Origin of the sequence: Streptomyces sp. NPDC093221 (assembly GCF_044753885.1) — a bacterium.
GTDB lineage: Bacteria > Actinomycetota > Actinomycetes > Streptomycetales > Streptomycetaceae > Actinacidiphila.
Genome location: NZ_JBIVOA010000011.1, coordinates 150,981 through 170,940, shown reverse-complemented (window position 1 = coordinate 170,940; position 19,960 = coordinate 150,981). Strand labels below are relative to the sequence as shown.

Annotated in this window: 16 protein-coding genes and 1 pseudogene; 15 read left to right on the top strand and 2 right to left on the bottom strand. The window is 71.2% G+C overall.

Features of this window, described 5'->3' with window-relative positions; all coding sequences use genetic code 11:
- Positions 1-12: 12 nt before the first annotated feature.
- Together ACIQCJ_RS32005 and ACIQCJ_RS32000 are read right to left on the bottom strand one after the other, a co-directional pair.
- Positions 13-1,629, bottom strand: a complete 1,617-nt coding sequence (locus ACIQCJ_RS32005; protein WP_391051266.1) for an ABC transporter substrate-binding protein — start codon at positions 1,627-1,629, stop codon at positions 13-15.
- Positions 1,630-1,734: 105 nt separating this feature from the next.
- Positions 1,735-2,421 (bottom strand): response regulator transcription factor, encoded by a 687-nt coding sequence (locus ACIQCJ_RS32000; protein ID WP_355335477.1) that lies wholly within the window; start codon positions 2,419-2,421, stop codon positions 1,735-1,737.
- A gap of 401 nt (positions 2,422-2,822) precedes the next feature.
- Here ACIQCJ_RS32000 and ACIQCJ_RS31995 point away from each other — a divergent pair, with 401 nt between their 5' ends.
- The 15 genes and pseudogenes from ACIQCJ_RS31995 to ACIQCJ_RS31925 all read left to right on the top strand — a co-directional run bounded on the left by ACIQCJ_RS31995 (position 2,823) and on the right by ACIQCJ_RS31925 (position 19,811).
- Positions 2,823-4,307, top strand: coding sequence for an FAD-dependent monooxygenase (locus ACIQCJ_RS31995; RefSeq protein ID WP_402713286.1), 1,485 nt, complete (start codon positions 2,823-2,825; stop codon positions 4,305-4,307).
- A 2-nt stretch (positions 4,308-4,309) separates the two neighbouring features.
- Complete coding sequence (locus ACIQCJ_RS31990; RefSeq protein WP_355335472.1) at positions 4,310-4,636, top strand: TcmI family type II polyketide cyclase; 327 nt, start codon at positions 4,310-4,312, stop codon at positions 4,634-4,636.
- Complete coding sequence (locus ACIQCJ_RS31985; protein WP_355335471.1) at positions 4,633-5,913, top strand: beta-ketoacyl-[acyl-carrier-protein] synthase family protein; 1,281 nt, start codon at positions 4,633-4,635, stop codon at positions 5,911-5,913. The genes ACIQCJ_RS31990 and ACIQCJ_RS31985 overlap by 4 nt, the downstream gene beginning before the upstream one ends.
- Positions 5,910-7,130 carry a ketosynthase chain-length factor gene (locus ACIQCJ_RS31980; protein ID WP_355335468.1) on the top strand — a complete coding sequence of 407 codons (1,221 nt, stop codon included), beginning with the start codon at positions 5,910-5,912 and terminating at the stop codon, positions 7,128-7,130. Before ACIQCJ_RS31985 ends, ACIQCJ_RS31980 begins: the two co-directional genes overlap by 4 nt.
- Positions 7,131-7,309: 179 nt before the next feature.
- Positions 7,310-7,582: an acyl carrier protein gene (locus ACIQCJ_RS31975; protein WP_355335466.1), complete on the top strand. Its 273-nt coding sequence runs from the start codon at positions 7,310-7,312 to the stop codon at positions 7,580-7,582.
- Positions 7,583-7,593: 11 nt separating this feature from the next.
- Complete coding sequence (fabG, locus tag ACIQCJ_RS31970; protein ID WP_355335464.1) at positions 7,594-8,379, top strand: 3-oxoacyl-ACP reductase FabG; 786 nt, start codon at positions 7,594-7,596, stop codon at positions 8,377-8,379.
- A gap of 142 nt (positions 8,380-8,521) precedes the next feature.
- Positions 8,522-9,460, top strand: coding sequence for an aromatase/cyclase (locus ACIQCJ_RS31965; protein ID WP_355335462.1), 939 nt, complete (start codon positions 8,522-8,524; stop codon positions 9,458-9,460).
- A 2-nt stretch (positions 9,461-9,462) separates the two neighbouring features.
- A pseudogene (locus ACIQCJ_RS31960) lies at positions 9,463-11,594 on the top strand (SDR family oxidoreductase).
- Positions 11,595-11,649: 55 nt separating this feature from the next.
- A complete protein-coding gene (locus tag ACIQCJ_RS31955) occupies positions 11,650-13,218 on the top strand; it encodes a carboxyl transferase domain-containing protein (RefSeq protein WP_391051274.1) in 1,569 nt (522 codons plus the stop codon).
- Positions 13,219-13,231: 13 nt separating this feature from the next.
- Entirely contained in the window at positions 13,232-14,194 is a 963-nt protein-coding gene (locus ACIQCJ_RS31950; RefSeq protein ID WP_391051276.1) for an LLM class flavin-dependent oxidoreductase, read from the top strand.
- 61 nt (positions 14,195-14,255) lie between these two features.
- Positions 14,256-15,569, top strand: a complete 1,314-nt coding sequence (locus ACIQCJ_RS31945; protein ID WP_402713285.1) for an MFS transporter — start codon at positions 14,256-14,258, stop codon at positions 15,567-15,569.
- Complete coding sequence (locus ACIQCJ_RS31940; protein WP_355335452.1) at positions 15,566-16,159, top strand: NAD(P)H-dependent oxidoreductase; 594 nt, start codon at positions 15,566-15,568, stop codon at positions 16,157-16,159. The genes ACIQCJ_RS31945 and ACIQCJ_RS31940 overlap by 4 nt, the downstream gene beginning before the upstream one ends.
- Positions 16,160-16,357: 198 nt before the next feature.
- On the top strand, positions 16,358-17,002 hold the full coding sequence (locus ACIQCJ_RS31935; RefSeq protein WP_355335450.1) for a hypothetical protein: 645 nt from the start codon (positions 16,358-16,360) through the stop codon (positions 17,000-17,002).
- 72 nt (positions 17,003-17,074) lie between these two features.
- Positions 17,075-18,436, top strand: a complete 1,362-nt coding sequence (locus ACIQCJ_RS31930; protein WP_402713284.1) for a LuxR C-terminal-related transcriptional regulator — start codon at positions 17,075-17,077, stop codon at positions 18,434-18,436.
- A 196-nt stretch (positions 18,437-18,632) separates the two neighbouring features.
- Positions 18,633-19,811, top strand: a complete 1,179-nt coding sequence (locus ACIQCJ_RS31925; protein WP_355335444.1) for an acyl-CoA dehydrogenase family protein — start codon at positions 18,633-18,635, stop codon at positions 19,809-19,811.
- Positions 19,812-19,960 lie beyond the last annotated feature (149 nt).

Sequence of the window (19,960 nt, the reverse complement as noted above, 5' to 3'; positions counted from 1 at the left end):
CGTCGCCTTCGTTCAGGAGAGCCAGGCGTCGTGGAACTGCGCCTGGGACGACGAGCCGAGGGTGATGTCGTGCACCTTGCCGCTGAGCGCGTACACGCTGGTCATCTCGAACACCGGTATCTGGTAAGCCTGTTCGAGCACGCGGCGCTGCGCCGAGGCGACGATGGCGGCGCGCTTGGCGGGGTCGGCCGCGGCGGCCTGGGTGTCGAGCAGCGTCTGCAACTCGGGGTCGTCGATGTGCGAGAGGTTGAGCAGCTTGCTGGAGAAGGCGGTGCGCAGGATGTCCGGGTCGGCCCTGGTGCCGTTGCCCCAGGACAGGTCGTAGTCGCCGCTCTTCTGGGCGACCTGGTAGTCGGCGATGCTCAGCACCTTGAGGGTGAGGCCGATGCCGGCCTTCTTCACCTGCTGCTGCACGAGTTCCAGGACGGACTGGTTGGGGCCGAAGTTGGGCGCGAGAATGACCTTGAGGTCGAGCTTCGCGCCGTTCTTCACGCGGATGCCGCCGGGCCCCGGCTTCCAGCCCGCCGCGTCCAGGATCCGCCCCGCGGCGGCCGGGTCGTGGGCGAGGAGCTTGGAGTTGTCCTGGTAGCCGTCAGTGGTGCTGGACAGCGAGCTGGTGGCCGGGTGGTAACTGCCGCTGAGGACGGTGTCGACGACCTCCTTGCGGTCGATGGCGACCTCCAGCGCCCGGCGTACCGCGATGTCGCCCGCCTGGGGCCGCGAGGTGTTGACGCTCAGCGCGACCGGAACGCCGGGGTTGGAACGGGACAGCAGCTTCGCGCCCTGGCCGGTGACGCCCGCCTCGTCCTGCGGCGCGACCCCGGCGATGGCGTCGACCTGCCCGGATTCCAGGCTGCCGGTGCGCACGCCCGACTCCGGTACGACCTTGAAGGTGATCTTGTCCAGGTAGGCGGGGCCGCTGTGCTTCCACAGGGCCGAGCCCCCGGTGTAGTCGGCGCGCCGGTTGAGTTCCACCGAGCGTCCCGGGGTGTAGCTCGCCAGGGTGAAGGGGCCCGAGCCGATCAGCGGCCCCGCGCACAGCTTCTCGGCGCTGCCCTTCAGGCTCGCGGGGGCCAGCAGGCCGAGCGTGGTGGTGGAAGTGGCCTGGAGGAACTGGGCGTTGGGGTGGTCGAAGGTGACCTTCGCGGTGTGCGCGTCGATGACCTCGGTGCTCCGGTAGCCGCTGAGGTAGCCGGATCCGAAGATCGACTTCGCCCCGAGCTTCACCACGGCGTCGAAGTTGGCCTTCACGGCGTTCGCGTCCACCGGGCTGCCGTCACTGAAGGTCGCGCCGTCGCGCAGATGGAAGGTGAACGCCGAGGCGTCCGGGCTCACGTCCCAGGAGGTGGCGAGCCAGGGGGCGATCTTCCCGGTCGCCGCGTCCTGGTCGGTGAGCGAGTCCACCAGCCCGCGCGCGGCGTAGACCGCGTCGTTGGTGGCCGCCTGGTGCGGGTCGACGCAGATCGGGTCCGAGCCCAGCGCGAAGGTCAGATGACCGCCCGCGTGGGGCTTGGCCGTCTTCCCGTCGGTCGACGGGGACGTGGAGTCCGACGACGAGCAGGCCGCCAGCGTCAGGGACAGGACGACGGCCGTGGCGAGCAGGTGGGCTTGGTGGCGTGAGCCGGGCATGAGGCAGGGCCTTCCGGGCGAGATGTACCGGACACAAGTTCCGGGGTGCGAGATACCGGAACGGGTGTTCCGGCGGTGAAGTGAGGTGGGGGCGGCGGGAGTCGTTCAGCCGTGTCCCATCCGGAACCCGATCCCGCGGAGCGTGACGACCCAGCTCGGGTCGCCCAACTTCTTCCGCAGCGCGCTGACATGGGTGTCGATGGTGCGGCTCGCCCGCGCGCTCAGCGGGCGGCCGTCGTGCTGATAGCCCCACACGTCGGCCATCAACTGCGTACGGGTGAAGACCGTCTGCGGCTGTGACGCGAGTTGGAGGAGAAGGCAGAACTCGATCCGGGTGAGCCTGATGAGCCGGCCGTTCACCCGGACCTCCCGGGTGTCCGGGTCGACGCACAGCGAGCCGATCATGATCGGCTGCGACCGGACGGCGGCCGAGAGTTGCGGTCCTGAACGCCGCAGGACGGCCTCGATACGCGCGTGGAGTTCGCGGTATCCGAAAGGCTTGGCCATGCAGTCGTCGCAACCGGCCTGTAAGCACAGGATCCGGTCGAGTTCGGTGTCGGGGTCGGTGAAGGCGATGATCGGTATGTCGCTTGCCGACCGGAGCAATCGGCACACTTCGAGACCGTCCATGTCGGGCAGCGCCAGGTCGATGAGGAAGAAATCGAACTTGGAGTACTTCTCCAGCGCCTCCGCACCGGTGCCGCACTGCTCGATGTCGAATCCGTGCCGCTGCAACTCGGTACTCAGGCTGCCGACCCCAATCGTGTCGGAATCCGCTACCAGCACCCGCATGACTTTCCAACCTCGATGGGGATCGCTCAAATTTCTTTGGCAGATTAGCGGCCGCCGGGCCCGCTTTGAAGATCCGGCGGGACATTTCATACTCCTGCAAGGTTCCCGCAACTATCCGGCGCATACGCGCAGTTGGGGCGGAGCGGCCGGTCGTGCTCGGTCAAGAAACCTGTACATCCCTTGACGGTTTCTTATGAATCGCCGTCGAGCGGCGTGGTGCCTGACGTCGGCTTCATGGTCGGAGTGTCAGGAACCTGAAGACACGGTTTGACGTTCCTCTGACGGTCATTTTCAGATACCCTTTAGATTTTTGCTTGAATTCTGGGCAGGGCGTGACGGACGATATTTGCGTCCAACGGAAACCCGGCGGACGCGATTGCCCTTTCAGATGGGAGAGGTGTATGAGCGCTTCGGTCATCATTGCGGGAGCCGGACCGGCCGGGCTCGTACTCGCCGGGGAACTGCGGCTGGCCGGTATTGACGTCATTGTTTTGGAGCGCCTTTCCGGACCCACCGCGGAATCACGCGGAATAGGATTGGCGATTCGAACAGTCGAGACTTTCGCCCAGCGCGGACTGCTCCGCCGCTTCGGTGAGCTCACGACCAGCGAGCAGGGCCACTTCGGCGGGGTCCCGCTGGACCTCGGCGTGCTCGACGGCCCGTACCGCAGCGCCAAGACCGTGCCCCAGTCCGTCACCGAGACCGTTCTGCAGAACTGGGCGCTCGAACTCGGCGCCGAGATCCGCCGCGGTCACGAGGTCCGCTCCTACCAGGAGGAGGACGCGTCCGTCGCCGTACGCGTCGGCACCCCGGACGGGGAGCGGACACTGCGGGCGGACTACCTGATCGGCGCCGACGGCGGGCGCAGCACCGTCCGCAAGGCCGGCGGCTTCGACTTCCCCGGCACCGCGGGCGCCACCGAACTGCTGCTCGCGGACATCCGCGGCATCGACGTGGCGCCCCGTATGACCGGTGAACTGTCGGCCGGCGGCATGGTGATGTCCGCCCCGCTGGCGGGCGGCGTGCACCGCGTCATCGTCGGCGAGCGCGGCACACCGCCGCGCAGGCGGAGCGGGCCGCCGCTCTTCCACGAGGTCGCCGACACCTGGAAGCGGCTCACCGGGGACGACATCTCCGGCGCGGAGCCGGTGTGGATCAGCGCCTTCACCGACGCCGCACGCCAGGTCTCCGACTACCGCAGGGGCCGGGTCCTGCTGACCGGCGACGCCGCCCACATCCACTTCCCCGCGGGCGGCCAGGGCATGAACACCAGCATCCAGGACTCGGTGAACCTCGGCTGGAAACTCGCGGCGGTCCTGCGCGGCACCGCGCCGCAATCCCTGCTCGACACGTACCACACCGAACGGCACGAGGTCGGCAGGCAGTTGCTCGCCAACACCGGCGCGCAGAGCCAGTTGATCCTCGGCGGCAAGGAGGCGCAGCCGCTGCGCGACGTGCTCGCCGAGCTGACCGCGTACCAGGACGTGACCCGCCATCTCGCCGCGCAGGTCAGCGGGTTGGCGATCCGGTACGACGTGGGACCCGGCCCCAATCCGCTCCTCGGGGCGCGGATGCCGCATGTGGAACTGAGCGTGCGGGGCCGGCCGACCAGCAGCACCGCGCTGCTGCACGCCGGCCGCGGCGTCCTGCTCGACCTGGCCGACAACCCGCACGTGCGCCGCCGCGCCGCCGACTGGCGCGAGCGGATCGACATCGTCACCGCCGTCCCGCGCGGCGAAGGACCCGACCCGCTCGACGGCACCACCGCGGTGCTGATCCGCCCCGACGGCTATGTGGCGTGGGCCGGACCCGGCAGCCACTACGACCTTCCGGCGGCACTGGACCGCTGGTTCGGTCCCGCCCGACTCGATTCGCGAGAGAGGTAGAGATGCACAGCACACTGATCGTCGCCCGAATGAACCTGGGCTCGGCCGAGGAGGTCGCCCGGATATTCGGCGCCTTCGACGGGACCGACATGCCGCATCTGATGGGCACGCGCCGCCGTGAGCTGTTCTCGTACCGCGGTCTGTACTTCCACCTCCAGGATTTCGACGCCGAGAACGGTGGCGAGCGCATCGAGACCGCCAAGAACGACCCCCGGTTCATCCGGATCAGTGACGACCTCAAGCCGCACATCGAGGCGTACGACCCCGCCACCTGGCGCTCGCCGGCCGACGCGATGGCCCAGCGCTTCTACCACTGGAGCGCTTCGTGAGCAGGTCGACCGGCCGCCGCGTCGTGATCACCGGAGTCGGTGTCACGGCCCCCGGCGGCATCGGGGTCAAGGACTTCTGGCAACTGCTGGCCGACGGACGCACCGCGACCCGCCGGATCTCGTTCTTCGACCCGGCGCCGTTCCGCTCCCAGATCGCCGCCGAGGCGGACTTCGACGCCGAACTGTCCGGGCTCACCCCGCAGGAGATCCGCCGGATGGACCGCGCCGCGCAGTTCGCGGTGGTCACCGCCCGCGAGGCGGTCGCCGACAGCGGACTGGACTTCGACTCCGTCGACCCGCACCGCGTGGGCGTGACCATCGGCAGCGCCGTCGGCGCCACCACCGGCCTTGACCAGGAGTACCGCGCGGTCAGCGACGGCGGACGGCTGGACCTTGTCGACCACGAGTACGCGGTCCCGCACCTCTACAACTTCCTGGTGCCCAGTTCCTTCGCGACCGAGGTCGCCTGGGCCGTGGGCGCGGAGGGGCCCGGCACGGTGGTCTCCACCGGCTGCACCTCCGGCCTCGACGCCGTCGGCTACGCGACCGACCTGATCCGCGACGGGGCGGCCGACGTGGTCGTGGCCGGGGCGAGCGACGCCCCGATCTCGCCCATCACCGTCGCCTGCTTCGACGCGATCAAGGCCACCACGGCGCGCAACGACGACCCGGAGCACGCCTCCCGGCCGTTCGACGCCAGCCGCACCGGCTTCGTACTCGGGGAAGGGGCGGCCGTGTTCGTCCTGGAGGAGTTGGAGAGCGCGCGCCGCAGGGGCGCCCACATCTACGCCGAGGTCGCCGGTTACGCGACCCGGTCCAACGCCTTCCACATGACCGGACTGCGCCCGGACGGCGCGGAGATGGCCGAGGCGATCCGGGTGGCGCTCGACGAGGCCAGGATCGATCCGCAGGACATCGACTACATCAACGCGCACGGCTCCGGCACCAAGCAGAACGACCGCCACGAGACCGCCGCCTTCAAGCGCAGCCTCGGGGACCACGCCTACCGGACGCCGGTCAGCTCCATCAAGTCGATGGTGGGCCACTCGCTCGGCGCCATCGGCTCGATCGAGATCGCGGCCTCCGTGCTGGCGATGGAGCACAGCGTCGTACCGCCCACCGCCAATCTGCACCACCCGGACCCGGAGTGCGACCTCGACTACGTGCCGCTGACCGCGCGCGACTGGCGTACGGACACGGTGCTGTCGGTCGGCAGCGGCTTCGGCGGCTTCCAGAGCGCGGTAGTGCTCGCCCGACCGGATCGGAGCGCTCGATGAACGCCCACCCCGTGGTGACCGGACTCGGTGTCGTCGCGCCCAACGGCCTCGGTGTCGAGGAGTACTGGGCCGCCACCCTCGAAGGACGCAGCGGCATCGGACGGATCACCCGTTTCGACCCCTCGGACTACCCGTCGCGGCTCGCCGGTGAGATCGGCGGCTTCGACGCCCGCGAGCACCTGCCCAGCAGGCTGCTGCCGCAGACCGACCGGATGACCCAGTTGGCCCTGGTGGGCGCGGACTGGTCGCTGAAGGACGCCGGGATCGACGCCGACGACCTGCCCGCCTACGCGGCCGGGGTGATCACCGCCAGCCACTCCGGCGGCTTCGAGTTCGGCCAGAACGAACTCAAGGCCCTGTGGAGCAAGGGCGGCCGGTACGTCTCCGCCTACCAGTCCTTCGCCTGGTTCTACGCCGTCAACAGCGGGCAGATCTCCATCCGGCACGGACTGCGCGGCCCCAGCAGCGTGGTCGTCAGCGACCAGGCGGGCGGCCTGGACGCGCTCGCCCAGGCCAGGCGCCAGATCCGCAAGGGGACGTCGGTCGTGGTGGCCGGCGCCGTCGACGCGTCGATCTGCTCCTGGGGGTGGGTGGCCCAACTGGCCGGCGGACGGCTGGCCACCGGGGACGACGCCGAGCGCGCCTACCTGCCCTTCGACGCGTCCGCCCGCGGCCATGTGCCCGGCGAGGGCGGCGCGTTGCTGGTCGTCGAGGACGCCGAGCACGCGCGGGCCCGAGGCGCCGGGAACATCTACGGCGAACTCGTCGGCCACGCCGCCACCATGGATCCCCGGCCGGGCAGCGGCCGGGCGCCCGGCATCGAACGGGCCATCGAGGAAGCGCTGTTGGACGCGGGCACCGGCCCCGACGAGGTGGACGTGGTCTTCGCGGACGCCGCCGCGATCCCCGAACTCGACCGTATCGAGGCCGAGGCCATCACCAAGACCTTCGGCCCGCACGGGGTCCCGGTGACCGCGCCCAAGACCATGACCGGCCGCCTCTACTCCGGCGCGGCGCCGCTGGACGTCGCCGCCGCCCTGCTGAGCATCCGCGACGGCGTGATCCCGCCGACCATCGGCACGGCCCTGGCCGACCGGTACGACATAGACCTGGTGGTCGGCGCCCCCCGCCCCGCGCCCGTACGCACCGCGCTGGTGCTCGCCCGCGGCCAGGGCGGATTCAACTCGGCCCTCGTCGTACGCGCCGCCGACCGCTGAACCCACCCGGCGCCGACGGTTGTTGTCGCCCGCCCACGACGGCTGAAGCCACCTGCCGCCGACCGCTGTAGTCACCCGCCGCCGACCGCTGAGGCCGCCCGCCGCCGGGACCACCGGCCACCGCGGGCTCCGGCCTTCGCGCGCCCCGGCCACCATCCCCACCACGAAAGGCACCGGACATGTCCACCACCAGCCCGTTCACCCTCGACGACCTCCGCCGCATCCTGCTGGAGGCCGCGGGCGAAGAGGAGGGCGTCGACCTGAGCGGCGACATCATCGACACCGAGTTCCAGGCGCTCGGCTACGAGTCGCTCGCCCTGCTGGAGACCGGCAGCCGGATCGAGCGCGAGTACGACATCTCGCTCGACGACTCCGCCCTGACCGACGCGGTCACACCGCGCGGCCTCATCGACGCCGTCAACTCGCAGCTCTCCGCTGCCCCGAGCGTCTGAGGAGACGGCACATGTCGCAGAACACGGAGCGGGTCGCCCTGGTGACGGGCGCGACCAGCGGTATCGGCCTGGCGGTCGCCCGCCTGCTGGCCGGCCAGCGGCACCGGGTCTTCATCGGCGCCCGCAACGCCGACAACGTCGCGGCCACCGTCAAGGAACTGCGCGCCGAGGGGCTGGAGGTCGACGGCGCGGTCGTCGACATCCGCAGCGACGAGGAGGTCAGGTCGTTCGTCCAGGCGGCCGTCGACCGCTTCGGCACCATCGACGTGCTCGTCAACAACGCGGGCCGCAGCGGCGGCGGAGTGACCGCCGACATCACCGACGAGCTGTGGTACGACGTGATCGAGACCAACCTGAACAGCGTCTTCCGGGTCACCCGTGAGGTGCTGAACACGGGCGGTCTGCGCGACAAGAGCCGCGGCCGGATCATCAACATCGCCTCCACCGCCGGGAAGCAGGGCGTGGTGCTCGGCGCCCCGTACTCCGCCTCCAAGCACGGCGTCGTCGGTTTCACCAAGGCCCTGGGCAACGAGCTGGCGCCGACCGGGATCACGGTCAACGCGGTCTGCCCCGGCTACGTCGAGACGCCGATGGCGGCGCGGGTCCGGCAGGGATACGCGGCGGCCTACGACACGAGCGAGGACGCGATCCTCCAGAAGTTCCAGTCCAAGATCCCGCTCGGCCGCTACTCCTCGCCCGAGGAAGTGGCGGGACTGGTCGGCTACCTCGCCTCCGACACCGCCGCCTCCATCACCTCGCAGGCGCTCAACGTCTGCGGCGGCCTCGGCAACTTCTGAACCCTGGCTGATCTCCGGCCGATCTCCGGCCGATCCCGTTTGCCCTTTGCCCGACCGCTGCCCGACCCCTGACCGGCCCCTGACCGACCGCGGACGACCGCCCGGTCCCGCGGTCCTTTCCACCACCGATCGGAGCTGTGACATGACGACCCGTGAGGTCGAACACGAGATCACCGTGCGGGCCCCCGCCGCCGACGTCTACCGGCTGCTCGCCGAGGTCGAGAACTGGCCCCGGCTGTTCCCGCCGTCCGTCTACGTCGACTACCTCGAACGCGACGGGAACGAGGAGCGCATCCGGATCTGGGCCACCGCCAACGGCGAGGCCAAGAACTGGAGTTCGCGGCGGACGCTGGACCCCGAGGCCCTGCGTATCCGCTTCTGGCAGGAGGTCTCGGCGCCCCCGGTGGCCGAGATGACCGGCACCTGGATCATCGAGCGGCTGGGGGAGCGGGAGTCGCGGGTACGGCTGCTGCACAGCTACCGCGCGATCGACGACGACCCCGAGGGTCTGCGATGGATCGACGAGGCGGTCGACCGCAACAGCCGGGCCGAACTGCCGGGCCTGAAGACCAACTTGGAGCTGTCGGCGCAGGACGCCGGGCTGAGCCTGTCCTTCGAGGACAGCGTGCGGGTCGAGGGCGCGGCCAAGGACGTCTTCGACTTCGTCAACGAGGCCCACCTGTGGACCGAGCGGCTGCCGCACGTCGCCAAGGTCGAACTCACCGAGGACACCCCGGGCCTCCAGACCCTGCGGATGGACACGCTCACCAAGGACGGCTCGACCCACACCACCGAGTCGGTCCGGGTCTGCTTCCCGCACCACAAGATCGCCTACAAGCAGACCACGCTGCCCGCGCTGCTCGACCTGCACACCGGCTACTGGACCTTCGAGGAGGGCGAGGACGGGGTCACCACCGCCACCTCACAGCACACCGTCGTGCTCAACGCCGAGAACATCGGCAAGGTGCTCGGCCCCGAGGCGGGGGTGGAGGAGGCGCGCCGGTTCATCCGTGAGGCGCTCGGCAACAACAGCCGGGCCACGCTGAACCACGCCAAGGAGCACGCGGAAGCGCGGCGCTGAGCATGGCGGGCCCACTGGACACCGACGTCGTCGTGGTCGGAGCAGGCCCCGTCGGGCTGCTGCTCGCCGGTGAACTGCGCCTCGGCGGAGCACGGGTGACCGTGCTGGAGCAGCTCACCGAACCGACCACCGAGTCCCGGGCGTCCACGCTGCACACCCGCACGATGGAGATCCTGGACGAACGCGGGCTGCTGTCACGGCTGGGCACGCTGCCCAGCGGCGGCCCCGGGCACTTCGGCGGCCTGCGCCTCGACCTGACCGCGGCGGCTCCCGGCCACCGCTGGGCCGGGCAGTGGAAGTGCGCCCAGGCGCGTCTGGAGGCCGTGCTGTACGCCTGGGCCACGGAGTTGGGCGCGCGGGTGCTGCGTGGGCACGCGGTGACGGGCCTGCGTTCGCGGACCGACCGGGTGGAGGCCGGGTTCATCCAACTGGGCTCCCAACCGGGCGTCCTGACCGCCTCCTACGTGGTCGGCTGCGACGGCGAGCGCAGCACCGTACGGCAGTTGGCCGGATTCGAGGTGGACGGCGGGGACGGCACGCTGGAGATGCTCCGGGCCGACCTCGCGGGCATCGACATCCCCAACCGGCGCTTCGAGCGGCATCCGAACGGGCTCGCCACCGCCTTCCGCTGGCCCGACGGCAGCACGCGGGTGATGGTCCATGTGCACGGCGAAGGCAGCGGTCCGTCCGCCGAAGCCGAAGCCGAAGCCGAAGCCGGCACCGGCACCGGCACCGGCACCGGCACCGGAACTGGCACCGGCCCTGGACGGCGGACCGGCGCCCCGAGCCTGGACGAGGTCGTCCGGGCCTGGTCCCTGGTGACCGGCGAGGACATCGGCGCCGGCACCCCGGTCTGGCTCAACGCCTTCGACAACACCACGATCCAGGCCACCCGCTATGTGAAGGGCCGGGTGCTCCTCGCGGGCGACGCGGCCCACGTGCAGATGCCCGTCGGGGGCCAGGCGCTCAACCTCGGCCTCCAGGACGCCGCCGACCTCGGCCGCAAGCTCGCGGAACAGATCGCCAAGGGCGACGGGGGCAGCGAGGACAGCGGCTCGGCCCTGCTGGAGAGCTACCACGACACCCGGCACCGGATCGGCGCCGCGACGCTCACCAACATCCAGGCCCAGGCCCGGCTGCTGCTCGGCGGTCCCGAAGTGGACGGCCTGCGGTCGGTCTTCGGCCAACTGCTGGAGATCGACTCGGCCCGGCGCCATCTGGCCCGCGCGATCAGCGGCCTCGGCGCCGCCGCCCCCGACCCCGCCGAACCCGGTCCGGCCGACCCCGACCCCGTCGGCCCCGACGCGTCCGGCCCCGCGGCACCACACCAGACCACCACAGATGACGTCACCCCAGGAGAGGCATCATGAGCAGGCTCATCGGCAAGACGGCGCTCGTCACCGGCTCCAGCCGCGGCATCGGCCGCGCCATCGCCGTACGGCTGGCCCGGGAGGGCGCGCTGGTCGCCGTGCACTACGCCGCCAACGAGGCGGCGGCCCAGGAGACCGTCGAACTCATCGAGAAGGACGGCGGCCAGGCGTTCACCGTCCGAGCGGAGTTGGGCGCGCCCGGCGATGTGCACGAACTCTTCCTCGGCCTGGAGAAGGGCCTCAAGGAGCGGTCCGGCGGCACCACCCTCGACATCCTGGTGAACAACGCCGGTGCGACCAGCGCGAGCGGCATCGCACCCGAGGACGTGACCCCGGAACAGCTCGACCTGTTCTTCGCGGTGAACGCCAAGGCCCCGTACCTCATCGTGCAGCGGGCCCTGGCGCAGATCCCCGAGGGCGGTCGCATCATCAACATCTCGTCCGGCCTGACCCGGGTCGCCAACCCCGACCAGGTCGCGTACGCGATGACCAAGGGCGCGATCGAGCAGCTCACCCTGCACCTCGCCCGCCACCTGGCGCCGCGCGGCATCACCATCAACAGCGTCGCGCCCGGGATCACCGACAACGGCAGCGCCGTCTTCGACATCCCCGAGGCGGTCGAGCAGATGGCTCAGCTCTCGGCCTTCAAGCGGGTCGGCAAGGCCGGTGACGTCGCGGACGTGGTCACCTTCCTCGCCACCGACGAGGCCCGGTGGATCACCGGTGCCTTCATCGACGCCACCGGCGGCACGCTGCTGGGCTGACCGCCCAAGGGGAGCAGGAACCGACCGAATCGAACGGGAGAGGAGGTGGCCCGGCATGCCGACAGACGTCCCGGGAAGCATCGCGGACCGCACGTCCGAACTCGGCGCCCTGAAGGAACGGGTCCGGCAGGGACCCGATCCGCGGGCGACCGAACGACAGCACGCACGCGGCAAGCTCACCGCGCGGGAGCGGATCGAACTGCTCCTGGACAAGGGCAGTTTCACCGAGGTCGAAGGGCTGCGGCGGCACCGCGCCAGCGGCTTCGGCCTGGAGGCGAAGAAGCCGCACACCGACGGTGTGGTCACCGGCTGGGGCACGGTCGAGGGCCGGACGGTCTTCGTGTACGCCCATGACTTCCGGATCTTCGGCGGCGCGCTGGGAGAGGCGCACGCCGAGAAGATCCACAAGATCATGGACCTGGCCATCGCGGCCGGCGCCCCGCTGGTCTCGCTCAACGACGGGGCGGGCGCCCGTATCCAGGAGGGCGTCTCGGCGCTCGCCGGTTACGGCGGGATCTTCCGGCGCAACACCAGCGCCTCCGGGGTGATCCCGCAGATCAGCGTGATGCTCGGCCCGTGCGCGGGCGGAGCCGCCTACAGCCCGGCCCTCACCGACCTGGTGTTCATGGTCCGGGAGACCTCGCAGATGTTCATCACCGGCCCGGACGTGGTCCAGGCGGTGACCGGCGAGGAGATCACCCAGAACGGTCTCGGCGGCGCGGACGTGCACGCCGCGACCTCGGGGGTCGCCCACTTCGTCTACGACGACGAGGAGACCTGCCTGGCCGAAGTCCGGTATCTGCTCTCGCTGTTGCCCGCCAACAACCGCGAACTGCCGCCGCGCGCCATCACCGCGGATCCGCCCGACCGCGAGTCCGAGGCACTGCTCGACCTGGTGCCCGCCGACGGCAACCGGTCCTACGACGTCCGGCGGGTGATCGAGGAGATCGTCGACGACGGCGAATTCCTCGAAGTGCACGCCGCGTTCGCGCCCAACCTGGTCTGCGCGCTCGCTCGGCTGGAGGGCCGGGTGGTGGGCCTGGTCGCCAACCAGCCCGCGGCGATGGCGGGCGTACTGGACATCGACTCCAGTGAGAAGGGCGCCCGGTTCGTCCAGTTCTGCGACTCGTTCAACATCCCGCTGGTCACCCTCGTCGATGTCCCCGGATTCCTGCCCGGCGTCGACCAGGAGCACAACGGCATCATCCGGCGCGGCGCCAAACTGCTCTACGCGTACTGCAACGCCACCGTGCCGCGGGTCTCACTGATCCTGCGCAAGGCGTACGGCGGCGCGTACATCGTCATGGACTCCCGCTCCATCGGCGCCGACCTGGCCTTCGCCTGGCCCACCAACGAGATCGCGGTCATGGGCGCCGAGGGCGCCGCCAACGTGGTCTTCCGGCGCGAGATCGCCGCCGCCGAGGACCCGGCCGCCATGCGCGCCCAGAAGATCGCCGAGTACCGCGACGAGCTGGTCCATCCGTACTACGCGGCCGAACGCGGCCTCGTCGACGACGTGATCGACCCGCGCCTGACGCGGCCGGTGCTCTGCCGCGCCCTGAACATGCTCAGCGCCAAGGGCGCCGACCTGCCGCACCGCAAGCACGGCAACCCACCCCAGTGAAAAGGATCGTGGCATGGACGTCGGACTCCTCTTCGACCTGCGCAACCCCGAGCAGTGGCACCGGCCGTGGGCCGACCACTACGCGCATACTCTGGAACTCTGCGAAGAGGCCGACCAACGCGGTGTCGGCGGCCTGTGGTTCACCGAGCACCACCGCTTCGAGGACGGCTATCTGCCGCAGCCGCTGACCGTCGCGGCGGCCGTCGCCGCGCGCACCCGGCGGGCCCGGATCGGCACCTCGGTGGTGCTGCCCGCGCTGCACCACCCCGTCGACCTCGCCGAACAGGCCGCGCTCGTCGACCTGATCAGCGGCGGCCGGCTCGAACTCGGCCTGGGCGCCGGGTACCGGGTGCCCGAATACGAGCTGTTCGGCGCGGACTTCGGCCGCCGGTTCGCGGGCACCGGCCGCAACATCCGCGAGATCCTGCGCCTGTGGCAGGAGCGGGTGATCTCGCCGCTGCCGATCCAGGACCCGCCGCCGCTGTGGGGCGGTTTCTACGGTCCGCGCGGCGCGAAGCTCGCGGGCGAGCTGGGCATCGGGCTGCTGCACATCTCGCGCCCCATGTTCAAGCACTACCGCAAGGGCCTGGTCGAGGCGGGCCACGACCCGCAGGCGGCCCGAGTCAGCGACCTGATGCCCATCATCCTCGCCGAGGACCCGGAGAAGGCGTGGCACCAGGTCGCGCCGCACTTGGCCCACCAGGTCAACTCCTACCGGCAGTTGTCGGTGGAGGGCCGCGAGAAGTCCGAACCGCTGCTCACCGCCGAGGATCTCCGCGACCCGAACGCCGAGGACACACGCGGCCTGCTCGACATCCTCACCCCCGAGGACGCGGCCGTCCGGATCAAGGAACTGACCGGTGACCTGCCGGTCAAGCACCTCATCTTCTGGGCGAGCATCGCCGGGATGCCGGACGAGCTGGTCGCCGAGAACATCCGGCTCGTCACCGAGAAGCTGCCCGCGCTGCTGCCGTGAGCCGGACCCGACGCCGAAGCCGACACCGCGACCCCATCCGACACAGACACGGCGGCCCCTCATGACAGCTCCCTCGTGGACCGACTCTTCCGATGCCGATGCCGATGCCGACCCCGAGGCCACGGGAACGGCCACGGGAGCGGGAGCGGGAGCGGGCACGGGCACGGGACCAGGACCGGCGGCGGAATCGACGCGCTGGGACGCCCGGCTCTGGACCGTCCTCCTGATCCTGTCGGCCAACATGATCCTCGACGCGATCGAGGTCTCCCTGGTGCTCGTCGCGCTGCCCTCCATCGGCGCCGCGCTCGGCCTTGACCTGTGGACGGCGCAGTGGCTGATGAGCGGCTTCGCCGTCGGATTCGCCACGCTGCTCGTCCTGGGCCCCCGGCTCAACGCCCGACTGGGCCGCAGGCGGGTCTACCTCGCCGCGATGCTGCTCTTCGCCGCCGCCTCGGTGGTCGGCGGACTCACCGACAGCGCGGCCCTGCTGATCACCACCCGGGTGGTCAAGGGGCTCAGCGCGGCGCTCACCGCACCGACCGGTCTCGCCATCATCGGCACCACCTTCCCCAGCGGACCGCAGCAGCGGCGGGCGGTGTCCGTCTACGCCCTGTTCGGCGCGGCCGGTTTCACGGTCGGACTGCTGCTGTCGGGCGCGCTGCTGACCGAGAGCTGGCGCTGGACCTTTCTCTTCCCGGCGCCCGTGGCCCTGATCCTGCTGGTCTTCGCCCTGCGGATCATCCCGCGCGACCGGGGCGCCGTCCCGGCCCCGCGCGTCACCCCCGCGCTGCTGCGCAACCGCCAACTGCTGCGCTCCGCCGTCGGCGCGGCCTGTCTCAACGGCACGTACCAGAGCCTGTTGCTGCTGCTCGTCTTTCAGACCCAGCGCCAACTGGGCTGGTCTCCCTGGCAGTCGGCGGTCGCCCTGCTGCCCGCGTGCGTGCCGCTTGCCGTGACCGTGCCCTTCGCCGGAGCCATGACGGCGCGGTGGGGCACCGGGCGGCTCATCGCCCTCGGCGCGACCGCGCCGCTGCTGGGCTACGCCCTCTACCTGTGGCGGCCCGACAGCGGTTCCTACCTCACGGGAATGCTGCCGACGCTCCTTCTGGTCGGCGCCGGGTTCGTGCTCTCCTTCGCCGCCCTCAATCTCCAGGCGACCGGGGCCCTGCCGCCCGCCGAACGGGCCGCGGCCGTCCCGCTGTTCCAGACCGCCGTGCAGGTCGGCGCCGTCGTGATGCTCCCGGCCACCGCGGCGCTGCTCGGCTCCCACCACGGTCACCGCCCGGCGCTGACCCTGATCACCGCCGTCTCCGGGATCGGCCTGCTGGCCGCACTGACCGGACTCCGTACCCCTCACAGACAGGTCGCACCATGACGGATGACCAGCTCTCCCTCGCCATCATCACCGCCAGCGTCCGCGACGGGCGGCTCGGTCCCGCCGTGGCCGACTGGTTCCTGTCCCAGGTCAAGGAACGCCCCGAATTCACCGTGCAGAGCGTCGATCTGATCGACCATCCGCTGCCGCTGGTCCTGCCGGGGCCCGGCAAGGACGTGTCGCTGGAGACGGCCAGGACCCGCGAAGCGCTGCGTTCCGTGCTCGTGGCGGCCGACGCCTTCGTCGTAGTCACGCCCGAGTACAACCACAGCTTCCCGGCCGCGCTGAAGAACACCGTCGACTGGTTCTACGAGGAGTGGACCGCCAAGCCGGTCGGCTTCGTCTCGTACGGCGGCCTCAGCGGCGGCATCCGCGCCGTCGAGCAGCTCCGGCAGGTCTTCGCCGAGGTGCACACCCTGACCGTACGGGAGAACGTCGCCTTTCCCCTGGCGGGAAACCGCTTCGACGAGGCGGGCCGGCTGATCGACCCGGAGCCGAGCGTCCTGTCGGCCGGACTGCTCCTGGACCAACTGCACTGGTGGGGCAACGCGTTGCGGGCGGCCCGCGCCGAGCGCGCGTACCCGCGCTGAACCGGTGCCCAATTCGTATCCGCGCTGAGCCCGCGCCCAATTCGTATCCGCGCTGAGCCCGCGCCCAATTCGTACCCGCGCTGAGCCCGCGCCCGATCCGTACCCGCGCTGAGCCCGCACCCGGCCGGTGACTCCCCACGCACCGCCCGCTTCCCGCCCCGAACCCCCGGACCTCGGTCCTTTGGAAGGACGACGGCAATGACCCAGCAGATCTCCTCCGCACCGCCGGACATCCGGCGCGCCGACAGCACGGCCGCGCACGTCGCGCAGTGGCACGTCCCCGACCGCGAGTCCGGGGTCGAGGCCGTGGCCGAGACCGTCGAGCAGTGGCGCGCCGCCGACTGGCCGACCGGGCTCCTGTCGGCCTCCGCGTATCTCAGCACCGAGGACGACACGGTGCTGACCTACCTCCAGACCTCGCGAGCCTCGGCCCACCGCGACTTCACCTCGGGGCTGACGGGACTGGCGGGCGCCGCGACGGTCGCGTACACGCTGCGCCGCGCGATCGTGCTGCACAAGGGGCCGCTGGTGCCGTCCAGCTTCGTGGTCGCGACCTTCGACGTGGACGGGCCCGCCCCGCAGGAGCACATCGTCGAGTCGATCGCGGGCGCCCTCGAAAGCGCCCCCGGCGCGCAGCACCCCGGCCTGCTCTCGGCCAACTTCCACCTCAGCACCGACGGCACCCGCGTCCTGAACTACGCCGAGTGGACCAGCGACGAGGCGCACATCTCGTTCCTTGAGGGCGCCACGCGGGCGGCCACCCTGCGCGCCACCCACGACACTCCCGGCGTCCGGCCGATCGGCTTCAAGCGCTACCACCTCCTGCACAGCCTCACCGCCTGACACCACGTCAGATCCGCGCGCCCACCGGCCCACCGGCCCACCGGCCCACCGACCTACCGAACGGAGTCCACCGTGCAGGGCGGAAGGAATGAATCCGCGCCGCTGCGTCTCGCCGAGGCACCCTCGGCGGTCGCACGGTGGCGTCACGAGGAATACGCGGCGGCGCACCCGCCCGCACCGGGCATCCGCCGCGCCGACGACGGCGAGCGCGCGCGTCCCGACGCGACCGAGGTGTCCGCGGCCCCCCGCGTCCTCGAACTGGCCCACCGCGGGGTGAACCGCTCCACGGCGATGCGCCAGGCCGAGCGCCTGCTCGCCGCGGACGAGCGGCGAGCCGACGCCGACAGCGTGTGGCAGGCCGTACTGACCCTGCTGTACGCGGGGGACACCTCGTCCGCGAGCGCGCACTGCGCCCGGCTGGCCCGCGAACCGCTCTGGTCGGGTTCGGTCCGCCACCGCCAGACGCTGGCCCTGCTGCGCGCACGGATCAAGCTGCTCGGAGGGGATACGAGCGGGGCCGTACGCATTCTGCGCGCGGTCCTCGCCCGTGGCCGGTCCGGTACCCGCGTCCCCCTCGCCGCGGTCTGGCTGACCGAGGCGCTGGTCGGGACCGGCGACCTCGACGGCGCGTGGACGGTGCTCCAGGAGAACGGCATGGTCGGCGCGCTCGACCTCGAAGGCCACGACCGGGCCCACGTCCTGGCGGCCCGCGGCGCGCTGCACCTGGCCGCGGGCCAGTTCCGGCAGGGGATCGACGACTGCCTGAGCAGCGGCCGGCTGCTGGCCTCGCACGGCATCGACAATCCCGCGGTGGTCGCCTGGCGCTCGGCGGGCGCGCTCGGGGCCGCGGTCGCGGGCCGCCGTGACCTCGCCGTCGCCCTGGCCGAGGACGAACTCGTCGCCGCGCGGAAGTGGGGGTCGGCGCGCGTCCTGGGGACGGCCCTGCGCGCCGTCGCCGTGGCGCGCCGCGACAAGACCTCCCTCGTACTGCTGGAGGAGGCCGTCGATCTGCTCCGCCTGGCCGACGCCCAGGGCGAGGTGGCTCAGGCCCTCTACGACCTCGGCGCGCTGCGGGCCGAACGCAAGGACGCGGCCGGGGCGCGGAGCCGGTTCACGGCCGCCGCCGCGGTCGCGCGCACTTGCGGCAACACCTTCTGGGCGCACCGCGCCGAGTCCGCGCTGCGCCGGCTGGGCGGACCGGGCGCCCCGCGCGGACTCACCCCGCAGGAGGCCAGAATCGCGCAGCTGGCCCGCGCCGGATACAGCAACCGGCGCATTGCGGAAGCCCTTTTCCTCAACGTCAGAACCGTCGAATTCCATCTGTCGGGCGTCTACCGCAAACTCGCCATCTCCGGCAGAGGCGAACTCGTCATGGTACTGAGCGCGGTCGGGGAATCCCCGGCAGTGCGACACAAACCTGCGGGCGAACCGTAGGTTTCCCCGGCTCCTTCGCCGCCGCTTCGCCGAGGGTGCGAGGATCGGGAAAACGGTCGGTCGGTGATCAGAGCACCGAACGCATTCCGTTCTCAACTCCCCTTTCCCGCCGGCGATGTCAGCGCGCGGACCGTCCGGAATACCGGTGCCCGGCAGCGGGCGCGTCAAGTGCAACCCACATCGGGAGGAACCCATCATGACCACCACCGCGCCGTCCCGGGACGATCTCGTCGAGGCCGCGGGGAAACTCGTGCCCCTGCTGCGCTCCCGGGCGCTGTGGATCGACGAGAACCGCAGGCTCCCGCAGGACGTCATCGAGGCGATCGAGGCGTCGGGTCTGCTCAAGATGCAGGTGCCCACGCAGTACGGCGGATACGAGTCGGACGCGCGCGCCTTCGTCGACGTGCTGGCCGAGGTCGCGAAGGGCAACAGCTCGGCCGCCTTCGTCCTGTCCATCTACGCCTCGCTGACCTGGATGGTCGGCCTGTGGCCCGACGAGGCGCTGGACGAGGTGTTCGCCGAGCCCCATGTCCGCGTGACGGGCACGACGGCCGCGTCCGGCAAGGCGACCCGGGTCGACGGCGGCTATCTGTTCAACGGTAGCTGGGGCTACAACAGCGGCGTGCTGCACGCCCACTGGAAGATCACCGCGGCGATGCCTGAGGGGCCCGCGGGGGAGACCCTGCCGGTCTTCGCCCTCATCCCGATCTCCGAACTGGAGATCGTCGACGACTGGAACACCATCGGCCTGGCGGGCTCCGGCAGTGTGACCACCGTGGCGAAGGACGTCTTCGTCCCCGACCACCGGGTGATCTCCGGCGCCGACTTCTACCAGAACGTCTCGAAGTCGCAGGCCAACGCGGCCAAGGGCGCCTACCGGGTGCCGATGCTGGTCAGCGCCACGGTGATACAGACGGGCCAGCTCGTCGGCGCCGCCAAGTACGCCCTGTCCAGCTTCCTGGAGCGGCTCCCCGGCCGGCCGCTGACGTACACCAGCTACCCCAGCCAGTTGGAGGCGCCGATCACGCATCTCCAGGTCGGCGAGGCGGCCCTGCTGATCGAGGACGCCGAGGCCCGCGCCCACCGGTTCGCCGATCTGCTGGCCGACAAGATCCGGCGGGACGAGCCGTGGTCCCAGGACGACCGGGTCTTCTCCCGGGTGCAGATCGGCTGGATCGCCAAGCAGACCAAGCAGGCCGTGGAGATCCTCGCCGCCGCCAGCGGCGGCTCCTCGATCTTCCGGGACGTGCCGATCACCCGCATCCAGCGGGACGTGCACGCGACGTCCCTGCACGCCCTGATCACGCCGAGCACCAACATCGAGCTGTACGGCAGGTCCCTGACCGGCCTTGAGCCCAACTCGCTGTACCTGTGAGCGACATGCCGCGCTGAGCGGAGCGTGACGCGGGCGCGGGGGCGGGGGGGGCCCCCCCCCCCCCGCCCCGGCCCCGCCATTTACCCGGCCGGGGGGGGCCGGGGGGCGGGGCAGCCGAGGCCCCCCCCGGAAAACACCCCCCCGCCCGG

Bases quoted from the DNA above. Each gene is read 5' to 3' on its own strand.
- ACIQCJ_RS31995 (WP_402713286.1), top strand. From the start codon at position 2,823: ATGAGCGCTTCGGTCATCATTGCGGGAGCCGGACCGGCCGGGCTCGTA.
- ACIQCJ_RS31940 (WP_355335452.1), top strand. From the start codon at position 15,566: ATGACGGATGACCAGCTCTCCCTCGCCATCATCACCGCCAGCGTCCGC.
- ACIQCJ_RS31955 (WP_391051274.1), top strand. From the start codon at position 11,650: ATGCCGACAGACGTCCCGGGAAGCATCGCGGACCGCACGTCCGAACTC.
- ACIQCJ_RS31945 (WP_402713285.1), top strand. From the start codon at position 14,256: ATGACAGCTCCCTCGTGGACCGACTCTTCCGATGCCGATGCCGATGCC.
- ACIQCJ_RS31965 (WP_355335462.1), top strand. From the start codon at position 8,522: ATGACGACCCGTGAGGTCGAACACGAGATCACCGTGCGGGCCCCCGCC.
- ACIQCJ_RS32005 (WP_391051266.1), bottom strand. From the start codon at position 1,629: ATGCCCGGCTCACGCCACCAAGCCCACCTGCTCGCCACGGCCGTCGTC.
- ACIQCJ_RS31975 (WP_355335466.1), top strand. From the start codon at position 7,310: ATGTCCACCACCAGCCCGTTCACCCTCGACGACCTCCGCCGCATCCTG.
- fabG (WP_355335464.1), top strand. From the start codon at position 7,594: ATGTCGCAGAACACGGAGCGGGTCGCCCTGGTGACGGGCGCGACCAGC.
- ACIQCJ_RS31980 (WP_355335468.1), top strand. From the start codon at position 5,910: ATGAACGCCCACCCCGTGGTGACCGGACTCGGTGTCGTCGCGCCCAAC.
- ACIQCJ_RS31925 (WP_355335444.1), top strand. From the start codon at position 18,633: ATGACCACCACCGCGCCGTCCCGGGACGATCTCGTCGAGGCCGCGGGG.
- ACIQCJ_RS31990 (WP_355335472.1), top strand. From the start codon at position 4,310: ATGCACAGCACACTGATCGTCGCCCGAATGAACCTGGGCTCGGCCGAG.
- ACIQCJ_RS31950 (WP_391051276.1), top strand. From the start codon at position 13,232: ATGGACGTCGGACTCCTCTTCGACCTGCGCAACCCCGAGCAGTGGCAC.
- ACIQCJ_RS31935 (WP_355335450.1), top strand. From the start codon at position 16,358: ATGACCCAGCAGATCTCCTCCGCACCGCCGGACATCCGGCGCGCCGAC.
- ACIQCJ_RS32000 (WP_355335477.1), bottom strand. From the start codon at position 2,421: ATGCGGGTGCTGGTAGCGGATTCCGACACGATTGGGGTCGGCAGCCTG.